Consider the following 17,215-nt stretch of genomic DNA (forward strand, 5'->3'; position numbering starts at 1 on the left):
CGCGGGCCGGCTCGTGGGGCAAACGGGAATCGGGGGATTCCAACGATGAAGATCACGCAAGCCGCCGCCGTGGCTGCGGCCGTTCTGATGCTGACCGCCTGGGGCAAGCCGCCGCCGATGCCCGATCCGGCCCAGATCGTGCAGCCGACGCCGATCGAAGGCTCGACGGGCGCCTACATGTCGCCGTTCACCTCGGACGGGGTGACCGCGGCCTGGGTGACCAAGTCCATGCAGGTGAAGGCCGCCGGCCAGATCGGCAGCATGGCGGGCAACTACGCGGGCCAGAAGGCCATGGAGCAGGTGCCGTTCGTCGGCGGCTTCCTGGGCAAGAAGGCCGGCCAGGCGCTGGGTCGGGCCGCGGCCATCAAGGCCATCGGCGGCGAGGAGTTCATCAAGTCGACCTCGGACCTGAGCTTCAACTCGCTGCAGGAGATGAGCGTCTACCTGTACGCCAACTACTCCACCAACCCGGAGTACCAGAAGATCCTGGACGCGACCTACGCGATCTATCCCGAGATGCAGGAGCTGTACCTGCCCGCCGTCTACGGCGCGAAGCTGAAATAAGAGCGGGGGCGGGGGGCGCCGGCCGCGGGCGGGCGTCCCCTCTCCCCACGAGGGGGTCACAGTGCATTCCAAGACGTTCCTTCTGGCGCTGGCCGCGGCCGGCGTCGCGCTCGCCGGACCCGCCGAGGCCCAGCGCAAGCCGAAGATGAAGCCCGGCGCCTCGGCCACGGTCTATCGCGACACGACATCTCCGGACGGCGTGAAGGGCGTGGGCACGGAATCCCAGGACATCGTCTCGATGAGCGACACCATGGTGCGCGACCTGCTCACGACGCCGCAGCTCATGAACGCGACCACCCCGCCGCGGGTGATCGTGGATTCCAAGTACTTCCGGAACGAGAGCAGCGAGATCATCGACAAGTCGCTGATCACCGACCGCATCCGCGTGGGCCTGAACCGCGCCGCCGCGGGGAAGATCATGTTCATCGGCCGCGAGTACGCCCAGATGGTCGAGCTGGAGCGCGAGCTCAAGGACGAGGGCAAGGTCGACGTGGGCACCACGGGCCGGACCCGCGCCCAGGCCGGCGCCGACTACCGCCTGGTGGGCCGCATCGGCACGCGCGACGCGGTGGACACCCGCACCGGCGTCACCTCGCGCTTCTCGCAGTACACCTTCGAGCTCGTGGACCTGGAGTACGGGGCGATCGTCTGGTCGAACCTCTACGAGTTCAAGAAGGAGAACCGCGACGACGTGGTCTACCGCTGAGGTCGGCGCCGTGCGGGCCCTTCTCCTCGCCGCCGCGTGCGGCATGGCCGCCGCGGCCCCGGCCCCGGCCCTGGCCGCGCCCCCGCCGCCGCCGCCGGCCTATGACGCGGGGCCGGAGCCGTTCCAGGAACGCCTGACGGCCGAGGGCGAGCGCAACCGCGTGCTGAACCAGATGGAGATCGGGGCGCGGGCGTTCTGGCGGGACGACCGGGCGACCTCCAACGCGGCCCTGGACGACGCCATCGGCCAGATCGGCGCGGTGTTCGCGAACGACCCCAACGCGGCCAAGGCCCGGCAGCTCTGGTACGACGAGGGCTCGAAGACCTTCAAGGGCGAGCCCTACGAGCGGGCCATGGTCTTCCTCTACCGGGGCCTGGGCTACCTGCGCGACGGCGACTTCGAGAACGCCCGCGCGGCCTTCCGGCAGGGCCAGATGCAGGACGCCTTCGCCGAGGAGAGCCAGAACCGGACGGACTTCGCCCTGCTGGTCTTCCTGGAGGCCTGGGCCTCGCACCAGAATGGCGACGAAGACCTGCGCGACCAGGCGCTGGAGCAGCTCAAGGCGCTGCGCCCCGACTTCCCTGGCATCGGCAAGGACGACAACGTGCTGGTTCTGGCCGAGACCGGCTATTCGCCCCGCAAGCTGGGGGACGGCCTGGACCACAGCTTCTTCGTCTATCGCCGGGGCAAGAACATCGCCGAGGACGGGGCCGAGATCGTGCGCGGCGGCGAGGCCGTCCGCGCCTACCGGATGGAGGACATCTACTGGCAGGCCTCGACGCGGGGCGGTCGGGAGATCGACCGCATCCTGCAGGGCAAGGCCCAGTTCAAGGCGGGGACCGGCACGGTGGGCTCGGCCCTGGCCGACGGGGTCAACGCCTATACCGACGTGGCCGGGACGAGCACGGGCGCGGCCGCCGTCGGCGCGGTGGCCGGCGTGTTCCTGATCGTCTCGTCCAACACCAAGCCCAAGGCCGACGTCCGCTACTGGTCGTCCCTGCCGGACGCGGTCCACGTGCTGACCTTCCCGGCGAAGGGCGCGCCCCCCGAGATGACCGCCCGCTTCCTGAAGGACGGCCAGCCCATCGGCCTGGAGAAATCCGTGCGGTGCGACAGCCCCGACGGCCGTCACACCCTCTGCCTGGTGCGCGCGCGCTAGGCCCCACCCGAGACGAAGGACGCCCCCATGACCAAGACCGCCTTCCGCGCCGCCGCCCTGGCCTCAGTCGTGGCCTGCGCCGCGGGCCTGGCCGGCTGCGCCACCACCGAAGGCCCCGAGGGAGGGGTCCGCATCGACCAGCAGAACGACGTGCGCCCGGCACTGAACTCGGTGCGGGTGATCGACGCCAGCCTCGCCCGCTACGTCGGCCGGAACTACAAGGTGCAGAGCGTGCTGGACGTGGAGGGGACCTACGTCACCACCACGCCGACGGGCCTGAAGAAGGTCACGGTCCAGATCCGCAACAAGACCGACGTACCGATCCCGCTGGAGGTCCGCGCCTCGTGGCACGACGCCGCTGGCGCGCCGACCGACGCGGCCGCCTCGTGGACCAAGCTGTTCGCCCAGCCGCAGTCGATGGTCACGTTCGAGAACGTCTCGATCAAGCCGGCCTCGGCTCAGTACTACGTCGAGATCCGGGGCGCCCAGTGATGCGGGGCCTGCCCGTCCTGGCGGCGGTCGCGATCGTCGCGGCCGCCCCGCCCGCCGCCGCCCAGGTCCGCGACCTGGGCCCGGGCGCTGGGAGCTACCGCGAGGGACTGCCGTCGGTGAACACGCCCGCGGCCAAGCCCGACCCGCAGGCGGGGAACCGCGGTGCGGCGGCGGACTTCGCGGCCTGGAACGCCAAGGCCGGCCGGCCGAGCATCCTCGTGTTCTGGAACCGCGAGCTGCTGGAGGACGCGACGAGCCTCTACGACAGCGTCACGACGACCCGCGTCGACGGGGCGGCCGAGAAGGGCGCCTTCGTGGCCCGGGGCCGGGGGGTCGTGGTGGGGGGCGCCGCGACCACCGCCTCGGTGGCCGCCGAGACCCGCAGCTACCAGGAGCGGTCGACGGACAGCCGCTACGGCTTCCGCGACGGGCTGTTCTCGAAGGCGGTGGAGGCCTCGCTGATGGGGACGCTGCTGAACGCCGGAGTGCGGGTCATGGACCGCGAGGCCCTGATCCGCAAGGTGGGCGCGGCCCGGTCGCAGGAGGCGCGGCTCGACGTCCAGCACCTCGAAACCCTGGCCCTGGAGCAGGGGGTGAAATACCTGGTCGAGGTGCTGCCCGACGACGACGCGGCCTCGGCCACCGGCGTCAGCTTCACCGTCAAGGTGACCCACCTGCCGACCTCCACGGTGCGGGCGCAGTTCGTGACGCGCGGCGACCCGCCGGCCGGCCCTTCGCGTCTGGTGGCGGTCTCGGACGGCTTCGAGCGGCGGGCGGACCAGCCGGAGCGCACGCCCGAGGCGATCGGCGCCCAGGTCGCCTACGAGGTCATGGGCCGCCTGCGCTGAGGCGGCCCCGCCTAGAGCAGGCCAAACAGGACGGCGAGGAGCGCCGCGGCCGACGCGGTGAGGGCGAGGGCCTCGGCCAGCCGCCCCCAGCGCACGGCGCGCGGGCTCATCCGACGTAGATCCAGCCGTCGGCGAGGGCCGAGAGCTGGACGCCGACGAGGACCACCTGTCCGCCGCCTGTCATGGAAACCACGACGTCGGCGCCGGACTGGGCGAGGGTGTAGGTCGTGCCGGCCAGCAGGTTGAGGCGGTCGCCCTCGGCGGTGTTGAAGTCGAGGATGCGGTCGAGGCCGGTCTCGGCGAAGCTGTGGAAGAGGTCGGCGCCGGCGCCGCCGGTGAGGGTGTCGTTCCCCCTGTCGCCGGCCACGAAGTCGTCCCCCGCCCCGCCGTAGAGCACGTCGTCGCCCTGGCCCCCGCGCACCCAGTCGATCCCGCCCCTGCCATGGCAGGTGTCGTTCCCGAGATTGCCGTAGACGACGTTGTCCCACGTGTCCTCACCCGCGTAGAGGAGGTCGTTCCCCTGGCCGCCCACCACCCAGTCGGGGCCCGCGCCGCCGTAGATGGTGTCGTCGCCCGCATTACCGTGGGTGTCGTCGAAGCCCGGGCCGCCGACGATGACGTCGTTCCCGCCCTCGCCGCGCAGGAAGTCGTTCCCGGCGCCGCCGGCGATGGTGTCGGCCCCGTCGCCGGCCATGATCGTCTCGGCCGAGCTGTCGCCCATGAAGCCCTCGGCTGCGGCGGTCCCGGCGAGGTTCGTCCCTGGATCGACGCCGAGGTCCACGCGCATCTGTTCCTGGCCGCTCCACTTGCCGCGCCAGGCGATGAAGTCGAGCCGGCCGTCGCCGTTGAAGTCGCCGGGGGTGATCTGGTCGTTTTCGTTGCCCGGCAGCAGGTTCGGCATCTGGATGAACCGGCCGAAGCCGTCGTTCAGGTAGAACGGCGTCGTCGAATGGTCCGAGAGCACGAGGTCGGTGGCGCCGTCGCCGTTGATGTCGGCGAGGTGGATGCGCCGCACCCAGGTTCCGGTGAGCATGGAGGCCGGCAGGCGGGCCGTGGTCTCGTCGACGAAGCCGCCCTGGCCGTCGTTGACCAGCACCTGGATCTGCCGGTCGATGTTGGCCCCGTTGGGGACGCTGTAGTTGGCGATCAGGTCCTGGCGGCCGTCGCCGTTGAGGTCGAGGGCCTGGATGTCGACGGCGTCGGCGTTGGCCACGCCCCGCGGCAGCGCGCGGCCCGAGTCCGTGAACACGCCCGCGCCGTTGTTGATCAGCAGGCTTGAGCCCGAATTGGTGCTGGAGCCCAGGAACAGGTCCTTGTCGCCGTCGCCGTCCACGTCGACGAAGGCCTCAGCCCAGTGGTTGGCGCCGCCCAGCACCGAGGCGGGGAGGCCGGCGTCCGACTTCGTGAAGCCGCCCTGGCCGTCGCCCAGCAGGAAGAAGGGCTTCACATAGGCCGTGCCGCCCCCGCCGTTGCCCACATAGATGTCGAGGTCGCCGTCGCCGTCGATGTCGGCGGCCTCGGCGGAGTGTGAGTAGTCCTTGAGCTGGGGCAACTGGGCCGTCGCGTTGACCAGGGCCGTGGCGCCCGAGGACAGGAAGAGGGCGTTCTGGGCGCCCGGGAAAGGGGTGGCGTCGTAGCCGTGGTCGGCCACGAAGAGGTCGCTGCGGCCGTCGCGGTTGAAGTCGCCGACCACCGCCTCGCGGGCGTGCACCGTCTGGGGCGCGCCGCCGGGGAAGAGCGCCGAGGTCTGGTCGGCGAAGGCGCCCTGGCCGTCGCCGGCGAACACCCGGATGGGCGTGGCGCGGTCCTCCAGGGGATAGAGGAAATAGGTGAGGACGAAGTCGAGCTTCCCGTCGCCGGTGAAATCGGCGACCGCGACCTCGTGGATCGAGGCGTTCTCGTAGCCGCCGCGGATCGCGGCGGTGAAGTCGATGGACGTGAAAAAGGCCGGCATGCGCACACCCCCTGGGTCGCAGCCATGGGTAGGGATGTCCGCGGGTTCTCGCTTCCCCCAGATGGGGGAGGTCGGCCGTCAGCTCCGGCCCGGCGGCAGGAGCGTGCGGAGCTCGGCCTGGCGGCGGACGCCGGTCTTGGCGAAGACCGATTTCAGGTGCGTGCGCACCGTGCTCTCGGCCACCTGGAGGGCCTCGGCGCAGGTGGCCACCGAGCCGCCGTCGATGAGGTGTAGGGCGATCCGCGTCTCCTGCGGCGAGAGGCGGTGAGCGTCGCGCAGGTGATGTTCGCGCGCGCCTTCGGCCCGTTCGATCTCCACGCCCAGGGAGCGGGCGATCTGGCGGACGAGGGGGTGGCCCGAATCGTAGGCCGCCTTCAGCCGGGCGGTGATGCTGGGATAGAGCCGGGCGTAGGCCTGGGCCGGCCGCACCAAACGCTGGTCGAAAGCGTCATCGTCGCGCATGCTCTTGTTCCTGGGGAGTTCGCGTGGGGTCAGCATGAGCGTTGCGTTGAGCGTTGGCCAGCCCGTTGCTGGCCGCGTGGTGGTCGAGACCATGGACATGCGGGCCGGAGCGTCCGTGAAATCCGTCGGAAGGCGCCTCGCCAACCGAACCATGCAGTGGCTATTCACGCGCTCGGTCCGGCGGACGCTGCGCGAATATGGAAAAGGCCAGGACGCCTTCATGGCCCATGTGCGTGAGGCGAGGCGGACCTACGACCGGTTTGACGCGCCCATCCTGCCGATGATGGAGGCCGAGGCCGTTCGCGTGGCGGGGCCGGGCGTGCTGTCCTCGCCGCCGGCGCCGTCGGAGTGGTTCGCGCCCAAGTCCACCAAGCCCCGGGGCCACGTCTTCTACGTCCACGGCGGATCGTTCGTGGCCGAGCGCTCGCCCCGGATCACCCAGCTCGTGGCCCGGTTCGCGGCGACGGCGGAGGCCCAGGTGTTCGCCCCCAGCTACCGGCTGGCGCCCGAGCATCCCTGCCCGGCGGCGGTGGAGGACATCGTGGCGGCCTGGGCCTGGTTCCGCGAGGCCTATCCCGACGAGCCGGTGGTGGCGCTGGCCGAATCGGCGGGGGCGGCGGTGATGCTCTCGGCCCTGCAGCAGGCGAACGCGCGGGGCCTGGGCCTGCCGGCGGGGATCGTGCTGCTGTCGCCTTGGGTGGACCTGTCGCTGCAGAGCTGGAGCGTGACGGCGGCGTCCCTGATGGGCACCACGCCCTACACCATGGAGAGCCTGGCGCTGGTGGCCCGCTTCTACCTGAACGGCCTGTCGGCCACCGACGCCATCGCCTCGCCGCTGTTCGGATCGTTCGACGGCTTCCCGCCCATGCTGATCCACGCGAGCAAGGGCGACATCCTCTACGACGACGCCGTGCGGCTGGCGGAGAAGGTGCGCGACGCCGGCGGCGATCTGACCGTGCGCCTGTGGGCCGAGGAGACCCACGTCTGGGAGCGGATGAACACGCCCAAGGCCAAGCAGTCGATCCTGCTGGCGGCGGACTTCATCCGGCGGCGGCTGGACGCCGCGACGCTGAACTAGGGCCGGTTAGAGCGCGCCCAGCAGGATCGCCACGAGGGCGGCGGCCGAGGCCGTGAGGGCGAGGGTTTCCGGAACGCGGGACCAGCGGATTTCGTAACGCATGCGCATGAGACGTCTCGACGAAGGGGCTCGTCACCCGGACCTTGCGCACTCGGGGGGAGGGGAGAGGCGCAGGAGCGAACCGGCGGGGGCGCGTCGATCGCCCGGTCCGGGTGACGAGAACTCGATGTTCAGTGAGGCTGTGTTTAGTTTAAACTAAACACGCCGTCAACCGCCATGCGCGCGGCGCGCCATCAGCAGGGATAGCGCCGGTGGACGGTGACATAGCCCCCCGCGTAGGGGTCCCAGAACCGCTCCTTGCGGCTGCAGGTGCGGTAGCCGTAGGCGCGGCCATAGGGCGGGGCGTAGCCGTAGGGCCGATCGTAGCGGTAGTCGTAGCCGTAGCGCGGTGCGTAGTAGCCGGAGTTGTAGCTGTAGCCGCGGTTCGAGCCGCCGCCAACCGCCGCGCCCAGGGCGAAGCCGGCCAGGCCGCCGATGATGGCCGCGGCGGCCTCGTCGTCGTCGTTGTCGCGGTGGTGATAGCGACGATAGTCGCGCGCCTCGGCGGGCGCGGCCGCGGCGGCCATGGCGCCGGCGAAGGTGACCGCGGCGAGCGTCGAGGCGAGGAACTTGCGCATGGGGGCCTCCTGATCTTGCGATCAGGCTCGGGCCCCGGCGCTGAACCGCGCCTGAACGATTTCGTCAGGGTCGCCGTTCAGGGGCGCCGTTCAGGGGCCGTGCGGGCGCGGATGGGCTTCAGTTCGGACCCTTCGTTCCAGTCCGGCCAGTCGCGGGAATTGGCGAGGTCGCGGCCGATCTCGTAGGCCAGGCCGACGTCGGCCGCCGCGCCCCGGTAGTCGTGGGTCGGCTCCCAGCGGTCGCACGTCTGGTGGTAGCAGCGGGCGGTGAATTCCTCGACCCACCGGTCGCCGGCCGCGCGGCCGCCCTCGACCACGTCGGGTCCGCCCGCAAGCGCCATGAGCAGCAGGGTGGGCACGCCGCGCCGGCCGAACGAGAAATGGTCGGCCCGGTAGTTCAGCGCCCGCTCGGGACGCGGGTCGGGCGTGACGGTGCGGCCGTGCTTCGCCGCCGCCGCCTTCAGCCGGCCCTCCAGCTCGTTCTGGCCCGAGCCGATCAGCACCACGTCGCGGGTCGGGCCGAGCGGATGCAGCGTGTCGTAGGCGATGGAGGCGACCATCCTGCCGACCGGATAGGTCGTGGTCTGGGCGAAGTATTCCGAGCCGAGCAGGCCGCGCTCCTCGCCGGTCCAGGCGGCGAACAGGACGGTGCGCTCCGGGCGCGGCCCGGCCTTGAAGGCCCGCGCGGTCTCGATGACGCCCGCGACGCCGGTGGCGCTGTCGAGGGCGCCCGGCCGGATGGTCGCGCCCGAGGCGTCCGGCGCGCCGATCCCGTAGGCGTCCCAGTGGCTGGAATACATGATCGTCTCGTCGGGATGCTTCGCCCCCCGGATGGCGCCCACCACGTTGCGGCTGGTGAGCTTCTGGACGGCGTTGCCATAGTCCGCCGAGAAGGCGGCGCCCTTCAGCTCGACGGGCGTGAAGGCGGCGGTGCGCGCCCGGGCCTTCTCGGCCTCGAAGTCGAGGCCGGCGGCCTTGAAGAGCTCGACGGCCAGATCGCGCTGCATCCAGCCCTGGAGCAGCAGCCGGTCCTTGGCGGGATCGGGATGGACCACGTCGTAGCTCTCGCCGCCGCCGGCCACCACGGTGCTCCAGGGATAGGCCGCCGCGGCCGTCTCGTGGACGATGAGGGCGCCCAGCGCGCCCTGGCGCACGGCTTCCTCGTACTTGTAGGTCCAGCGGGCGTAGTAGGTGGCCGCCCGGCCGCCGAACTTGCCGGCCACGGCCTCGCCCTCCTTCGCCTCGAAGTCGGGGTCGTTGATGAGGATGACGGCGATCTTGCCCTTCAGGTCCACGCCCTTGAAGTCGTCCCAGCCCCGCTCGGGGGCGCTGACGCCGTAGCCGACGAAGACCAGCGGGGCGTCCTGGATCTGGACCCGCTCGACCGGGCGCTGGGTTTCGACGCGCAGGTCGGTCTGGGTCTGAAGGGTCCTGGAGAGCCCCGGCGCGGTCAGGCGATAGGTCCCGCCCTCCTCGGTCTGGAAGCGGTAGAGCTGGACGGCCTGGACGAAGGTCCCGTCATCGCCGGCGGGCTCGAGGCCCAGCGCCTTGAACTGACTCACCAGGTACTCGACGGTCTTCTGCTCGCCCGGGCCGCCCGGGGCCCGGCCGGCGTAGGGGTCGCTGGCGAGCTCGCGGGTGATGTCGGAGATCCGCTGGGCGGAGATGGGTCCCTTGTCCTGCGCGAAGGCGGGCGTGGCGGCGAGGAGGGCGGCGGCGGCGAAGAAGGCTCGTGTGCGCATGGCCGTCCTGTAGCAATCCGCGAGAGCCTTGGGGAGCGCCCGCAGTCGGACGGCGTTCGCGGAACGGCCCAAGATTCTTGCCGTGTCGCGGTGCGGAGCCGGGACCGATCCGCGCCCGCGCGCGTTTAGGCCGCGCGACGGAATTCGCCTGCTCGGACGCGGGCTTAGCGGAGAGGTTTCCATGAGCGACATCGACCGCGGTCCCGAAGGCGGCGGGACGGAGGGCCGGGCTCGGAAGGCCGGCGAGCTTGTGAAGGGAAAGCGGAATGGCCAAGTCATCGGCTGAGGTTGAGCGCGAGGTCGAGGCCACGCGCGGGCCGATCGGCCGGACGGTCGAGGCGCTCAAAGAGAAGATGCAACCCAAGGAACTGTTCGACGAGGCGACGAGGATCATGGGCGGAACGAGCAACAAGGTGCTGGCCACGGTGGTCGAGCAGGCCAAGGCGAACCCCATTCCGATCGCGCTGATCGGCGCGGGCGTGGCCTGGCTGGCGCTGAGCATGGCCAAGCGCAAGCCGGAGTACGATCCCTATTCGGGGGCCGGCTACTACGAGACCTACGAGGGCTATGAGGAGCACGCGCCGCTGGCCGAGAAGCTGAAGGCCAAGGCGCGCGGCGCCGTGGACGCGGCCAGGACCCGGTTCGCGAGCGCCAGGGAGAAGGCGGCCGAGGCGGTGGGCCACGCCCGCGCCGAGGCGATGGAGCGCGCCTCGGAGGCGAGGGACAAGGCCGCGGGCCTCGCCGGCGCTGTGCAGGGCCGCGCCACGGGCCTTGGCCGGAAGGCCCGCCAACGCTACCAGGAAACCCTGGAATCCGAGCCGCTGATCCTGGGGGCCGTCGGCCTGGCCATCGGCGTGGCGATCGGGGCCTCGTTCGCGGCCAGCCGGGCCGAGAACCGCTACGTCGGCCCTGTGCGCGACAAGCCGGTGGGCCGGGGCCGCGAGGCCGCCCGGAGCTCGCTGAAAGAGGCCCGCGCCGTGGCCGAGCGCGCCTACGGCCAGGTGAATGAGGAACTGCGCCGCCAGACCGGCCCGGACGCCGAGGGGACGACCCTCTCGGCCAAGGCCAAGGCGGTGGCCGACGCCGGCGTGAACGCGGTCCGCGAGGACATGGAAGGCCGCGTGGCGCACTAGGTCGAAGAGGGCGGGCGGCGCGCACGGCGCGTGCGGCCTGCCCTTTCCACCCCTCGCTCTTCAGCCGGCCGGAGCCGGCTTCGGCGAGCGGTTCCCCCTTCCCGCAGAGCGGGAAGAAAAGGGCCCCTAGAAGAACAGCCTGAGGCCGGCGACGAGGCGGGTGTCTTCCACGTGCTCGCCCTCGGCGCGGGCGTAGTCGGCGGTGTCGCCGAACTTCCGCTCCCACTCGAGGCCCACGTAGGGCGCGACGTTGCGCAGGCCGAGGTCGTAGCGCAGGCGCAGGCCCAGCTCGACGTCGGAGAGGCCCGAGCCCGCGCCGGTGGCGGGATCGTCCGAGGCGGCGAGATTGGCCTCGACGGCGGGCTGGAGGATCAGGCGGTTGGTCAGCCGCAGGTCGTAGGACCCTTCGACGCGGGCCGAGAGGTCGCCCTCGTCGGACAGGAACAGCGTCCCGCCGACCTCGAACCAGTAGGGCGCGAGGCCCTCGACGCCGAGGGCGGCGTAGGTGCGCCGCGGGCGCGGCTCGAAGTCCTGGCGCACGCCCGCCTGGACGTCGAAGTAGGGGCCCAAGGCGCGCGACCACAGGGCCTGGACCTCGGCGGAGTGGACGTCGCCGCCGGTCTCGGCCTCGCCCTCGGACTTCACCACCAGCCGGTTCACGTCGCCGCCGAAGCGGTATTCGCCCTGCCAGGCCATCTCGTCCGAGCCGCCCCGGACCTCGGCGCGGTCCAGCAGCAGGCTCCAGTGGGTCATGCCGCCGTGCTCGGTCCTCAGGATGGCGCGGGCGCGGTCCATGGCGCGGACGTCCCACACCTTGTCGGCCAGGCGGTCGGTCGGCGGGGGCGGCGGGGCGGCCGAACCCACCGGCAGGTCGGCGGCCTTGGCCGGACCCGTCATCACGTGGCCCGCGTGAGGGTCGGCGGACGGAGCCGGCATGACGTGGCCGGCGTGCGGGTCGGGCGCGGCCGGGGTGGGCGCCGGCATCTGGTGGCCCGCATGGGGATCGGCGGGAGCGGCGGGCTGGGCCGGGGGCATATGATGGCCCGCGTGCGGGTCCTGGGCCCAGGCGGCGGAGGCGAGGGCGGTCGGGGCAAGCGCCAGGGCGAGGGCGGAGCGGATCATGCGGCGGCTCCTTCGCGCACGGCGAACACCTGGAACATGCCGGCGTGCATGTGGAACAGCATGTGGCAGTGGAACGCCCAGTCGCCGACCTCGGGCGTGAAGTCGAAGGTCACCTTGCCGCCGGGCGCGACGTTGACCGTGTGCTTGCGCGGCATCTTTCCAACGGGCGCGTGGACCAGCTCGAAGAAGTGGCCGTGCAGGTGGATGGGGTGGGTCATCATGGTGTCGTTGGTGAGGGTGACGCGCACGCGCTCGCCGGCCCGGAACGCATAGGGCGGCGGGCCGTCCGAATACTTCTTCCCGTCGAAGCCCCACATGAACCGCTCCATGTTGCCGGTGAGGCGGATTTCCAGAGCGCGGTCGGGCGGGCGGGCGTCGGGGTTCGGGTGGAGGGCCTGAAGGTCGGTGTAGACGAGCACGCGGTGGCCGACGCTCTCCAGCCCCTGGCCGGGCTCGGCCGTGCGGTCCTGGGGCATGGGCGAGATCATCTGCACGCCGGGGCCCGGCTTGACCTGCGGGGCCTTCGAAAAGTCGAGCATGTCCATCTCGTGGCCCATGACGTCCGAGCCGCGGGCGCGGGGCGGAGCCATGCCGGGGACTGGCGCCGGCATGGCGTGGCCGGCGTGGGCGCCCCCGTGGCCCGACCCGTGGGCGCTCATGTCCATGCCCATGTCCTTCATGGTGGCGAGCGGCCGGTCGCGGAGCGGCGGGACCTCGGCGCTCATGCCGGCGCGGGGGGCGAGGGTGGCGCGGGCCAGGCCCGAGCGGTCCACGGCCTCGGCGACGAGGGTGTAGGCGCGGTCCTCGGCGGGGGTGACGATAACGTCGTAGGTCTCGGCGTTGCCGATCTGGAACTCGTCCACCGTGACGGGTCGCACGTCCTGGCCGTCGGCGGCGACGATGGTCAGCTTCAGGCCCGGGATGCGCACGTCGAAGATGGTCTGGGCCGCGGCGTTGACGAAGCGCAGGCGCACCCGCTCGCCCGGCCGGAAGAGGGCGGTCCAGTTGTCGGCCGGGCCGTGGCCGTTGACGAGGTAGGTATAGACCGCCCCGGTGACGTCGGAGATGTCGGCGGGGTCCATGCGCATCTTCGCCCACTCGAGGCGTTCGGCGAGCGTCTGGTCCCTGCCGGCGAGCAGGCCCGCCACCGTCTGCTTGCTGAAGTTGAAGACCCCGCCCTCGGCCTTCATGGCGCGGAAGATCGTGTGCGGATGGACGAAGCTGAAGTCCGAAAGGACGACAACGTGCTCGCGGTCGTAGGGGTGGGGATCGGCGCCCGCCGGGTCGATGACGATGGGGGCGTAGTGGCCCATCGGCTCCTGGAGGCCGGAGTGGCTGTGGTACCAGTAGGTCCCGCTCTGGAGGATCGGGAACTCGTAGGTGAAGGTCTCGCCTGGCCGCACGCCCGGGAAGCTCAGGCCCGGCACGCCGTCCATGTGGGAGGGCACCAGCAGGCCGTGCCAGTGGATCGAGGTGTCCTCGTGCAGGCGATTCTGAAGGTGCAGGCGGACCTTCTGGCCTTCCTTCAGCCGGATCAGCGGGCCGGGCACCGTGCCGTTGATGGCCACCGCATGGCCCGCCCGGCCGTCCACCACGTGGCGCAGGTGGTCGACGGTGAGATGGATGTCCTCGCCCGAGAGCGCCTGGAGGCCGGGCGAGGCGCTCTGGGCCCAGCCGGGAAGCAGGGTGGACAGCGCCGCGCCGCCGCCGAGGGCCGCGGCCCTCCGGAGAAGCTGACGCCGGTCGAGTTCGCTTGCACGCGCGGGCATGGCTAGTGTCCTGTGGAAAGAACGGGGGGAATCGGATGCTTCGCTGGTCGACCCAGATCCATAAGTGGCTGGCGCTGGTGGTCGGCCTGCAGGTGCTGGGCTGGGTGCTGGGCGGGCTGGTGATGACCGCCATCCCGATCGAGGTGGTGCGTAGCGAACACCACCTGGCGGCCTTCCAGCCGCCGGCCCTGCCGGTGGAAGGCGTGCTGAGCGCCGGGGACGCGGCGAGGGCGGCGCGCGTCGAGCCCGTCGAGGCGACGCTGAAGACCACCCTGCGCGGGACGCTGTGGAGCCTGAAGGACGCCGAGGGCAAGACGACCGTGGTGGACGCCGCCACCGGCCGGGCGATGACGCCGCTGACCAAAGCCGAGGCCCGCCAGTTCGCCGCGGCGCTCTACGAGGGCAAGGGCCGGCCGGTCGCCGTGCGCTGGTTCGCCCAGGCGCCGCAGGAGACCGGCAGGGAAGGACCCCTGTGGCGCGTGGACTTCGACGACGCCGAGGCGACGAGCTTCTACCTCTCGCCCGAGACGGGGGAGCTGGCCAGCCGCCGCTCGAACGTGTGGCGGCTCTACGACTTCTTCTGGCGGATCCACATCCTGGACTTCAAGACGGGCGATGACTTCAACCATCCGGTGCTCGTTGGGGCGGCGGCCTTGACGCTGCCGATGGTGGTGACGGGGCTGGTCCTGCTGGTCATCCGGCTGCGCCGGGACTGGCTGGGCCTCCGGCGGGGTTTTCGGGCTCAGCGGGCGGTGCGTTCCAGGAGCTGAATGAGCTCGGCGGCCTTGGTCCGCTGCTCGTCCTTGTTCCCGCTGACGATGGCGCCCTCGACGCAGTGACTGAGGTGGTCGCGCAGCATCTCGGTCTCGACCTTGGAGAGCGCGGCCCGAACCGCCTGGATCTGGGTCAGCACGTCGATGCAGTAGCGGTCCTCCTCGACCATGCGCGCGATGCCGCGCACCTGGCCCTCGATACGGTTCAGTCGGTTCAGCAGACGCGGCTTGTTCTCGCGGTTCATTCGCAGCCTCCGAAGCAGCCCGGATATTATACCCGGCCGGGGTAATTACAATATGCCCCCATCGGGTATATCTGCGGCTGACATTGATGCCCCCATGGGGTATATGGATCACGACGGAGGCTGCGGCATGGCCAAGGCGCATGAGCACCATCATCACCACGATCATCACCGCCCCGAAGAGGGCCACGCCTGCTGCTCGGGCGGGGGCGCGAAGGCCGAGGGGCCGCCCCCGCCGCCGGGGACCATCTACACCTGCCCCATGCACCCGGAGGTCCGGCAGGTGGGGCCGGGAAGCTGCCCGATCTGCGGCATGGCGCTGGAGCCCGAGCCGGTGACGGCCGACGCCGGTCCCAACCCGGAGCTGGCCGACATGAGCCGGCGGTTCTGGATCGGCCTCGTCCTCGCCCTGCCGGTGTTCCTGCTGGAGATGGGCGGCCACATCTTCGACCTGCACCGCTTCCTGCCGATGGGGGCGTCGGCCTGGATTCAGGCCGCCCTGGCGACCCCGGTGGTGCTGTGGGCCGGCTGGCCGTTCTTCGAGCGGGGCTGGGCGTCGCTGCGGACCCGCAACCTCAACATGTTCACCCTGATCGCCATGGGCGTCGGCGTGGCCTGGCTCTACAGCGTCGCGGCCCTGCTCACGCCGGACATCTTCCCGCCGGCGTTCCGGGGCGTGGACGGGACCGTGCCGGTCTATTTCGAGGCGGCGGCGGTGATCACTGTGCTGGTCCTGCTGGGCCAGGTGCTGGAGCTCAGGGCCCGGGAGCAGACCTCGGGCGCCATCCGGGCGCTGCTGGACCTCGCGCCCAGGACGGCGCGGCGCATCCGCGACGACGGCTCGGACGAGGAGGCGACCCTCGACCAGATCGAGGTCGGCGACCGCCTGCGCGTCCGGCCGGGCGAGAAGGTTCCGGTGGACGGCGAGGTGCTGGAGGGCCGGGTCGCCATCGACGAGTCCATGGTCACGGGCGAGTCCATGCCGGTGACCAAGGAGGCCGGCGACAAGGTCATCGGCGGGTCGATCAACAGGACCGGCTCGTTCGTCATGCGGGCCGAGAAGGTTGGCGCCGACACCCTGCTCGCGCAGATCGTCCAGATGGTCGCCCAGGCGCAGCGCAGCCGCGCGCCGATCCAGCGGGTGGCGGACCTGGTGTCGGGCTGGTTCGTGCCGGCGGTGATCGCGGCCGCCCTGCTGGCTTTCGCGGCCTGGGCGGCGTTCGGGCCCGAGCCCAGGTTCGCCTTCGCCCTGGTGGCGGCGGTGTCGGTGCTGATCATCGCGTGCCCATGCGCCCTGGGCCTGGCGACGCCGCTGTCGATCATGGTGGGCGTGGGGCGCGGGGCGCACGCCGGCGTGCTGATCAAGAACGCCGAGGCCCTGGAGCGTTTCGAGACCATCGACACCCTGGTGATCGACAAGACCGGCACCCTGACCGAAGGGCGGCCGGAGGTGACGGCGATCACCGCCGCGGCCGAGTTCGACGAGGACGAGCTGCTGCGCCTGGCCGCCAGCCTGGAGCGGGGCAGCGAGCACCCGCTGGCCGAGGCCGTGGTGCGGGCGGCGACGGCGCGGGGGCTGAAGCTCTCGGAGCCGTCCGGCTTCGACAGCCCGGTCGGCAAGGGCGTGCTGGGCGTGGTCGAGGGGCGGGCCCTGGTCGTGGGCTCGGGCCGGTTCCTGGCCGAGCAGGGCGTGGCGACCGCGGCGCTGGACGCCGAAGCCGAGGCGCTGCGGGCCGGCGGGGCCACGGCGATCTTCATGGCGGTGGACGGCAGGGCGGCGGCGGTCATCGCCATCGCCGACCCGGTGAAGGCCACGACGCCCGAGGCCGTCCGCGCGCTGAAGGCCGAGGGGATCCGGCTGGTCATGCTGACCGGCGACAACCGGACCACGGCCCTGGCCGTGGCCCGCAAGCTGGGCATCGACGAGGTCGAGGCCGAGGTGCTGCCGCAGGACAAGGCCGCGGTGGTCGAGAGGTTGCGGGCCGAGGGCCGCAAGGTGGCCATGGCGGGCGACGGGGTGAACGACGCCCCGGCCCTGGCGGCGGCCGAGGTGGGCGTGGCCATGGGGGCCGGCGCCGACGTGGCCATCGAGAGCGCCGGCGTCACGCTCCTGAAGGGCGACTTGCAGGGCCTGGTGAAGGCGCGCCGGCTGTCGAAGGCGGTGATGGCCAACATCCGCCAGAACCTTTTCTTCGCCTTCGTCTACAACGTGGCCGGCGTGCCGGTCGCGGCGGGCGTGCTCTATCCGGTATTCGGCCTCCTGCTGTCGCCGGCCATCGCGGCGGCGGCCATGTCGCTGTCCAGCGTGAGCGTGGTGGCCAACGCGCTGCGGCTGCGCGGCGTGAGGCTCTAGATGTGGAGGCTCAACAGGTAGTCCCGTTCGAGGCCGAGACGGCTGATGGGCGTGCGTGATCCTATCCCGCCGTGCGGTCGATGCCAGTTGTAGCGATGGATCCAGGCGCTGAGATCGGCGGCGCGGTGATCTGAGGTCGGG

The 17,215-nt window shown here is 71.6% G+C and carries 17 protein-coding genes; 9 read left to right on the top strand and 8 right to left on the bottom strand.

Annotated elements, in window-relative coordinates; all coding sequences use genetic code 11:
* The first annotated feature begins 45 nt into the window (after window positions 1-45).
* The 5 genes from ACK4TT_RS15905 (at window position 46) to ACK4TT_RS15925 (ending at window position 3,769) form a co-directional block, all read left to right on the top strand.
* Window positions 46-564: a hypothetical protein gene (locus tag ACK4TT_RS15905; protein ID WP_410213393.1), complete on the top strand. Its 519-nt coding sequence runs from the start codon at window positions 46-48 to the stop codon at window positions 562-564.
* Between the two features lie 61 nt (window positions 565-625).
* A complete protein-coding gene (locus ACK4TT_RS15910) occupies window positions 626-1,270 on the top strand; it encodes a hypothetical protein (RefSeq protein WP_410213394.1) in 645 nt (214 codons plus the stop codon).
* A gap of 10 nt (window positions 1,271-1,280) precedes the next feature.
* Window positions 1,281-2,429: a hypothetical protein gene (locus tag ACK4TT_RS15915; RefSeq protein ID WP_409639695.1), complete on the top strand. Its 1,149-nt coding sequence runs from the start codon at window positions 1,281-1,283 to the stop codon at window positions 2,427-2,429.
* 27 nt (window positions 2,430-2,456) lie between these two features.
* Window positions 2,457-2,921, top strand: coding sequence for a hypothetical protein (locus ACK4TT_RS15920; protein WP_409639698.1), 465 nt, complete (start codon window positions 2,457-2,459; stop codon window positions 2,919-2,921).
* Entirely contained in the window at window positions 2,921-3,769 is an 849-nt protein-coding gene (locus tag ACK4TT_RS15925) for a hypothetical protein (RefSeq protein WP_410213395.1), read from the top strand. The genes ACK4TT_RS15920 and ACK4TT_RS15925 overlap by 1 nt, the downstream gene beginning before the upstream one ends.
* Before the next feature lie 106 nt (window positions 3,770-3,875).
* Here the strand turns inward: ACK4TT_RS15925 and ACK4TT_RS15930 are convergent, their stop codons facing one another.
* Both ACK4TT_RS15930 and ACK4TT_RS15935 read right to left on the bottom strand, forming a co-directional pair.
* Window positions 3,876-5,723: an FG-GAP-like repeat-containing protein gene (locus tag ACK4TT_RS15930; protein ID WP_410213396.1), complete on the bottom strand. Its 1,848-nt coding sequence runs from the start codon at window positions 5,721-5,723 to the stop codon at window positions 3,876-3,878.
* 78 nt (window positions 5,724-5,801) lie between these two features.
* Complete coding sequence (locus ACK4TT_RS15935; protein WP_409639708.1) at window positions 5,802-6,185, bottom strand: LuxR C-terminal-related transcriptional regulator; 384 nt, start codon at window positions 6,183-6,185, stop codon at window positions 5,802-5,804.
* A 34-nt stretch (window positions 6,186-6,219) separates the two neighbouring features.
* Here ACK4TT_RS15935 and ACK4TT_RS15940 point away from each other — a divergent pair, with 34 nt between their 5' ends.
* A complete protein-coding gene (locus ACK4TT_RS15940) occupies window positions 6,220-7,263 on the top strand; it encodes an alpha/beta hydrolase (protein ID WP_410213397.1) in 1,044 nt (347 codons plus the stop codon).
* A gap of 293 nt (window positions 7,264-7,556) precedes the next feature.
* Here ACK4TT_RS15940 and ACK4TT_RS15945 read toward each other — a convergent pair whose 3' ends face one another.
* Window positions 7,557-7,940: a hypothetical protein gene (locus ACK4TT_RS15945; protein WP_409639714.1), complete on the bottom strand. Its 384-nt coding sequence runs from the start codon at window positions 7,938-7,940 to the stop codon at window positions 7,557-7,559.
* A 77-nt stretch (window positions 7,941-8,017) separates the two neighbouring features.
* The gene (locus tag ACK4TT_RS15950) at window positions 8,018-9,682 is read right to left on the bottom strand and encodes a M28 family metallopeptidase (RefSeq protein WP_409639717.1); all 1,665 of its coding nucleotides are present in this window, start codon (window positions 9,680-9,682) and stop codon (window positions 8,018-8,020) included.
* A 266-nt stretch (window positions 9,683-9,948) separates the two neighbouring features.
* Between ACK4TT_RS15950 and ACK4TT_RS15955 the strand changes: the two genes are divergently transcribed.
* The gene (locus tag ACK4TT_RS15955) at window positions 9,949-10,815 is read left to right on the top strand and encodes a DUF3618 domain-containing protein (protein WP_410213398.1); all 867 of its coding nucleotides are present in this window, start codon (window positions 9,949-9,951) and stop codon (window positions 10,813-10,815) included.
* Window positions 10,816-10,941: 126 nt separating this feature from the next.
* Here ACK4TT_RS15955 and ACK4TT_RS15960 read toward each other — a convergent pair whose 3' ends face one another.
* Complete coding sequence (locus tag ACK4TT_RS15960; protein ID WP_409639723.1) at window positions 10,942-11,937, bottom strand: copper resistance protein B; 996 nt, start codon at window positions 11,935-11,937, stop codon at window positions 10,942-10,944.
* The gene (locus ACK4TT_RS15965) at window positions 11,934-13,706 is read right to left on the bottom strand and encodes a copper resistance system multicopper oxidase (RefSeq protein ID WP_409639726.1); all 1,773 of its coding nucleotides are present in this window, start codon (window positions 13,704-13,706) and stop codon (window positions 11,934-11,936) included. Before ACK4TT_RS15965 ends, ACK4TT_RS15960 begins: the two co-directional genes overlap by 4 nt.
* Window positions 13,707-13,741: 35 nt before the next feature.
* Between ACK4TT_RS15965 and ACK4TT_RS15970 the strand changes: the two genes are divergently transcribed.
* On the top strand, window positions 13,742-14,476 hold the full coding sequence (locus tag ACK4TT_RS15970) for a PepSY domain-containing protein (protein WP_409639729.1): 735 nt from the start codon (window positions 13,742-13,744) through the stop codon (window positions 14,474-14,476).
* On the opposite strand, the gene ACK4TT_RS15975 is transcribed toward ACK4TT_RS15970, so the two are convergent.
* Entirely contained in the window at window positions 14,449-14,724 is a 276-nt protein-coding gene (locus ACK4TT_RS15975) for a metal-sensitive transcriptional regulator (RefSeq protein ID WP_409639732.1), read from the bottom strand. The two genes, ACK4TT_RS15970 and ACK4TT_RS15975, sit on opposite strands and share 28 nt — an antisense overlap.
* Window positions 14,725-14,851: 127 nt before the next feature.
* Here ACK4TT_RS15975 and ACK4TT_RS15980 point away from each other — a divergent pair, with 127 nt between their 5' ends.
* Window positions 14,852-17,074 (top strand): copper-transporting P-type ATPase, encoded by a 2,223-nt coding sequence (locus ACK4TT_RS15980; protein WP_409639735.1) that lies wholly within the window; start codon window positions 14,852-14,854, stop codon window positions 17,072-17,074.
* Here ACK4TT_RS15980 and ACK4TT_RS15985 read toward each other — a convergent pair.
* Window positions 17,071-17,215: integrase core domain-containing protein (locus ACK4TT_RS15985; RefSeq protein WP_410213400.1), on the bottom strand; the 145-nt coding region annotated here is incomplete at its 5' end. The genes ACK4TT_RS15980 and ACK4TT_RS15985 overlap by 4 nt on opposite strands.

The sequence above is a fragment of the Phenylobacterium sp. genome, assembly GCF_046463815.1.
GTDB lineage: Bacteria > Pseudomonadota > Alphaproteobacteria > Caulobacterales > Caulobacteraceae > Phenylobacterium.

Bases quoted from the DNA above. Each gene is read 5' to 3' on its own strand.
- ACK4TT_RS15905 (WP_410213393.1), top strand. From the start codon at position 46: ATGAAGATCACGCAAGCCGCCGCCGTGGCTGCGGCCGTTCTGATGCTG.
- ACK4TT_RS15920 (WP_409639698.1), top strand. From the start codon at position 2,457: ATGACCAAGACCGCCTTCCGCGCCGCCGCCCTGGCCTCAGTCGTGGCC.
- ACK4TT_RS15925 (WP_410213395.1), top strand. From the start codon at position 2,921: ATGCGGGGCCTGCCCGTCCTGGCGGCGGTCGCGATCGTCGCGGCCGCC.
- ACK4TT_RS15930 (WP_410213396.1), bottom strand. From the start codon at position 5,723: ATGCCGGCCTTTTTCACGTCCATCGACTTCACCGCCGCGATCCGCGGC.
- ACK4TT_RS15935 (WP_409639708.1), bottom strand. From the start codon at position 6,185: ATGCGCGACGATGACGCTTTCGACCAGCGTTTGGTGCGGCCGGCCCAG.
- ACK4TT_RS15940 (WP_410213397.1), top strand. From the start codon at position 6,220: ATGAGCGTTGCGTTGAGCGTTGGCCAGCCCGTTGCTGGCCGCGTGGTG.
- ACK4TT_RS15945 (WP_409639714.1), bottom strand. From the start codon at position 7,940: ATGCGCAAGTTCCTCGCCTCGACGCTCGCCGCGGTCACCTTCGCCGGC.
- ACK4TT_RS15950 (WP_409639717.1), bottom strand. From the start codon at position 9,682: ATGCGCACACGAGCCTTCTTCGCCGCCGCCGCCCTCCTCGCCGCCACG.
- ACK4TT_RS15955 (WP_410213398.1), top strand. From the start codon at position 9,949: ATGGCCAAGTCATCGGCTGAGGTTGAGCGCGAGGTCGAGGCCACGCGC.
- ACK4TT_RS15960 (WP_409639723.1), bottom strand. From the start codon at position 11,937: ATGATCCGCTCCGCCCTCGCCCTGGCGCTTGCCCCGACCGCCCTCGCC.
- ACK4TT_RS15965 (WP_409639726.1), bottom strand. From the start codon at position 13,706: ATGCCCGCGCGTGCAAGCGAACTCGACCGGCGTCAGCTTCTCCGGAGG.
- ACK4TT_RS15970 (WP_409639729.1), top strand. From the start codon at position 13,742: ATGCTTCGCTGGTCGACCCAGATCCATAAGTGGCTGGCGCTGGTGGTC.
- ACK4TT_RS15975 (WP_409639732.1), bottom strand. From the start codon at position 14,724: ATGAACCGCGAGAACAAGCCGCGTCTGCTGAACCGACTGAACCGTATC.
- ACK4TT_RS15980 (WP_409639735.1), top strand. From the start codon at position 14,852: ATGGCCAAGGCGCATGAGCACCATCATCACCACGATCATCACCGCCCC.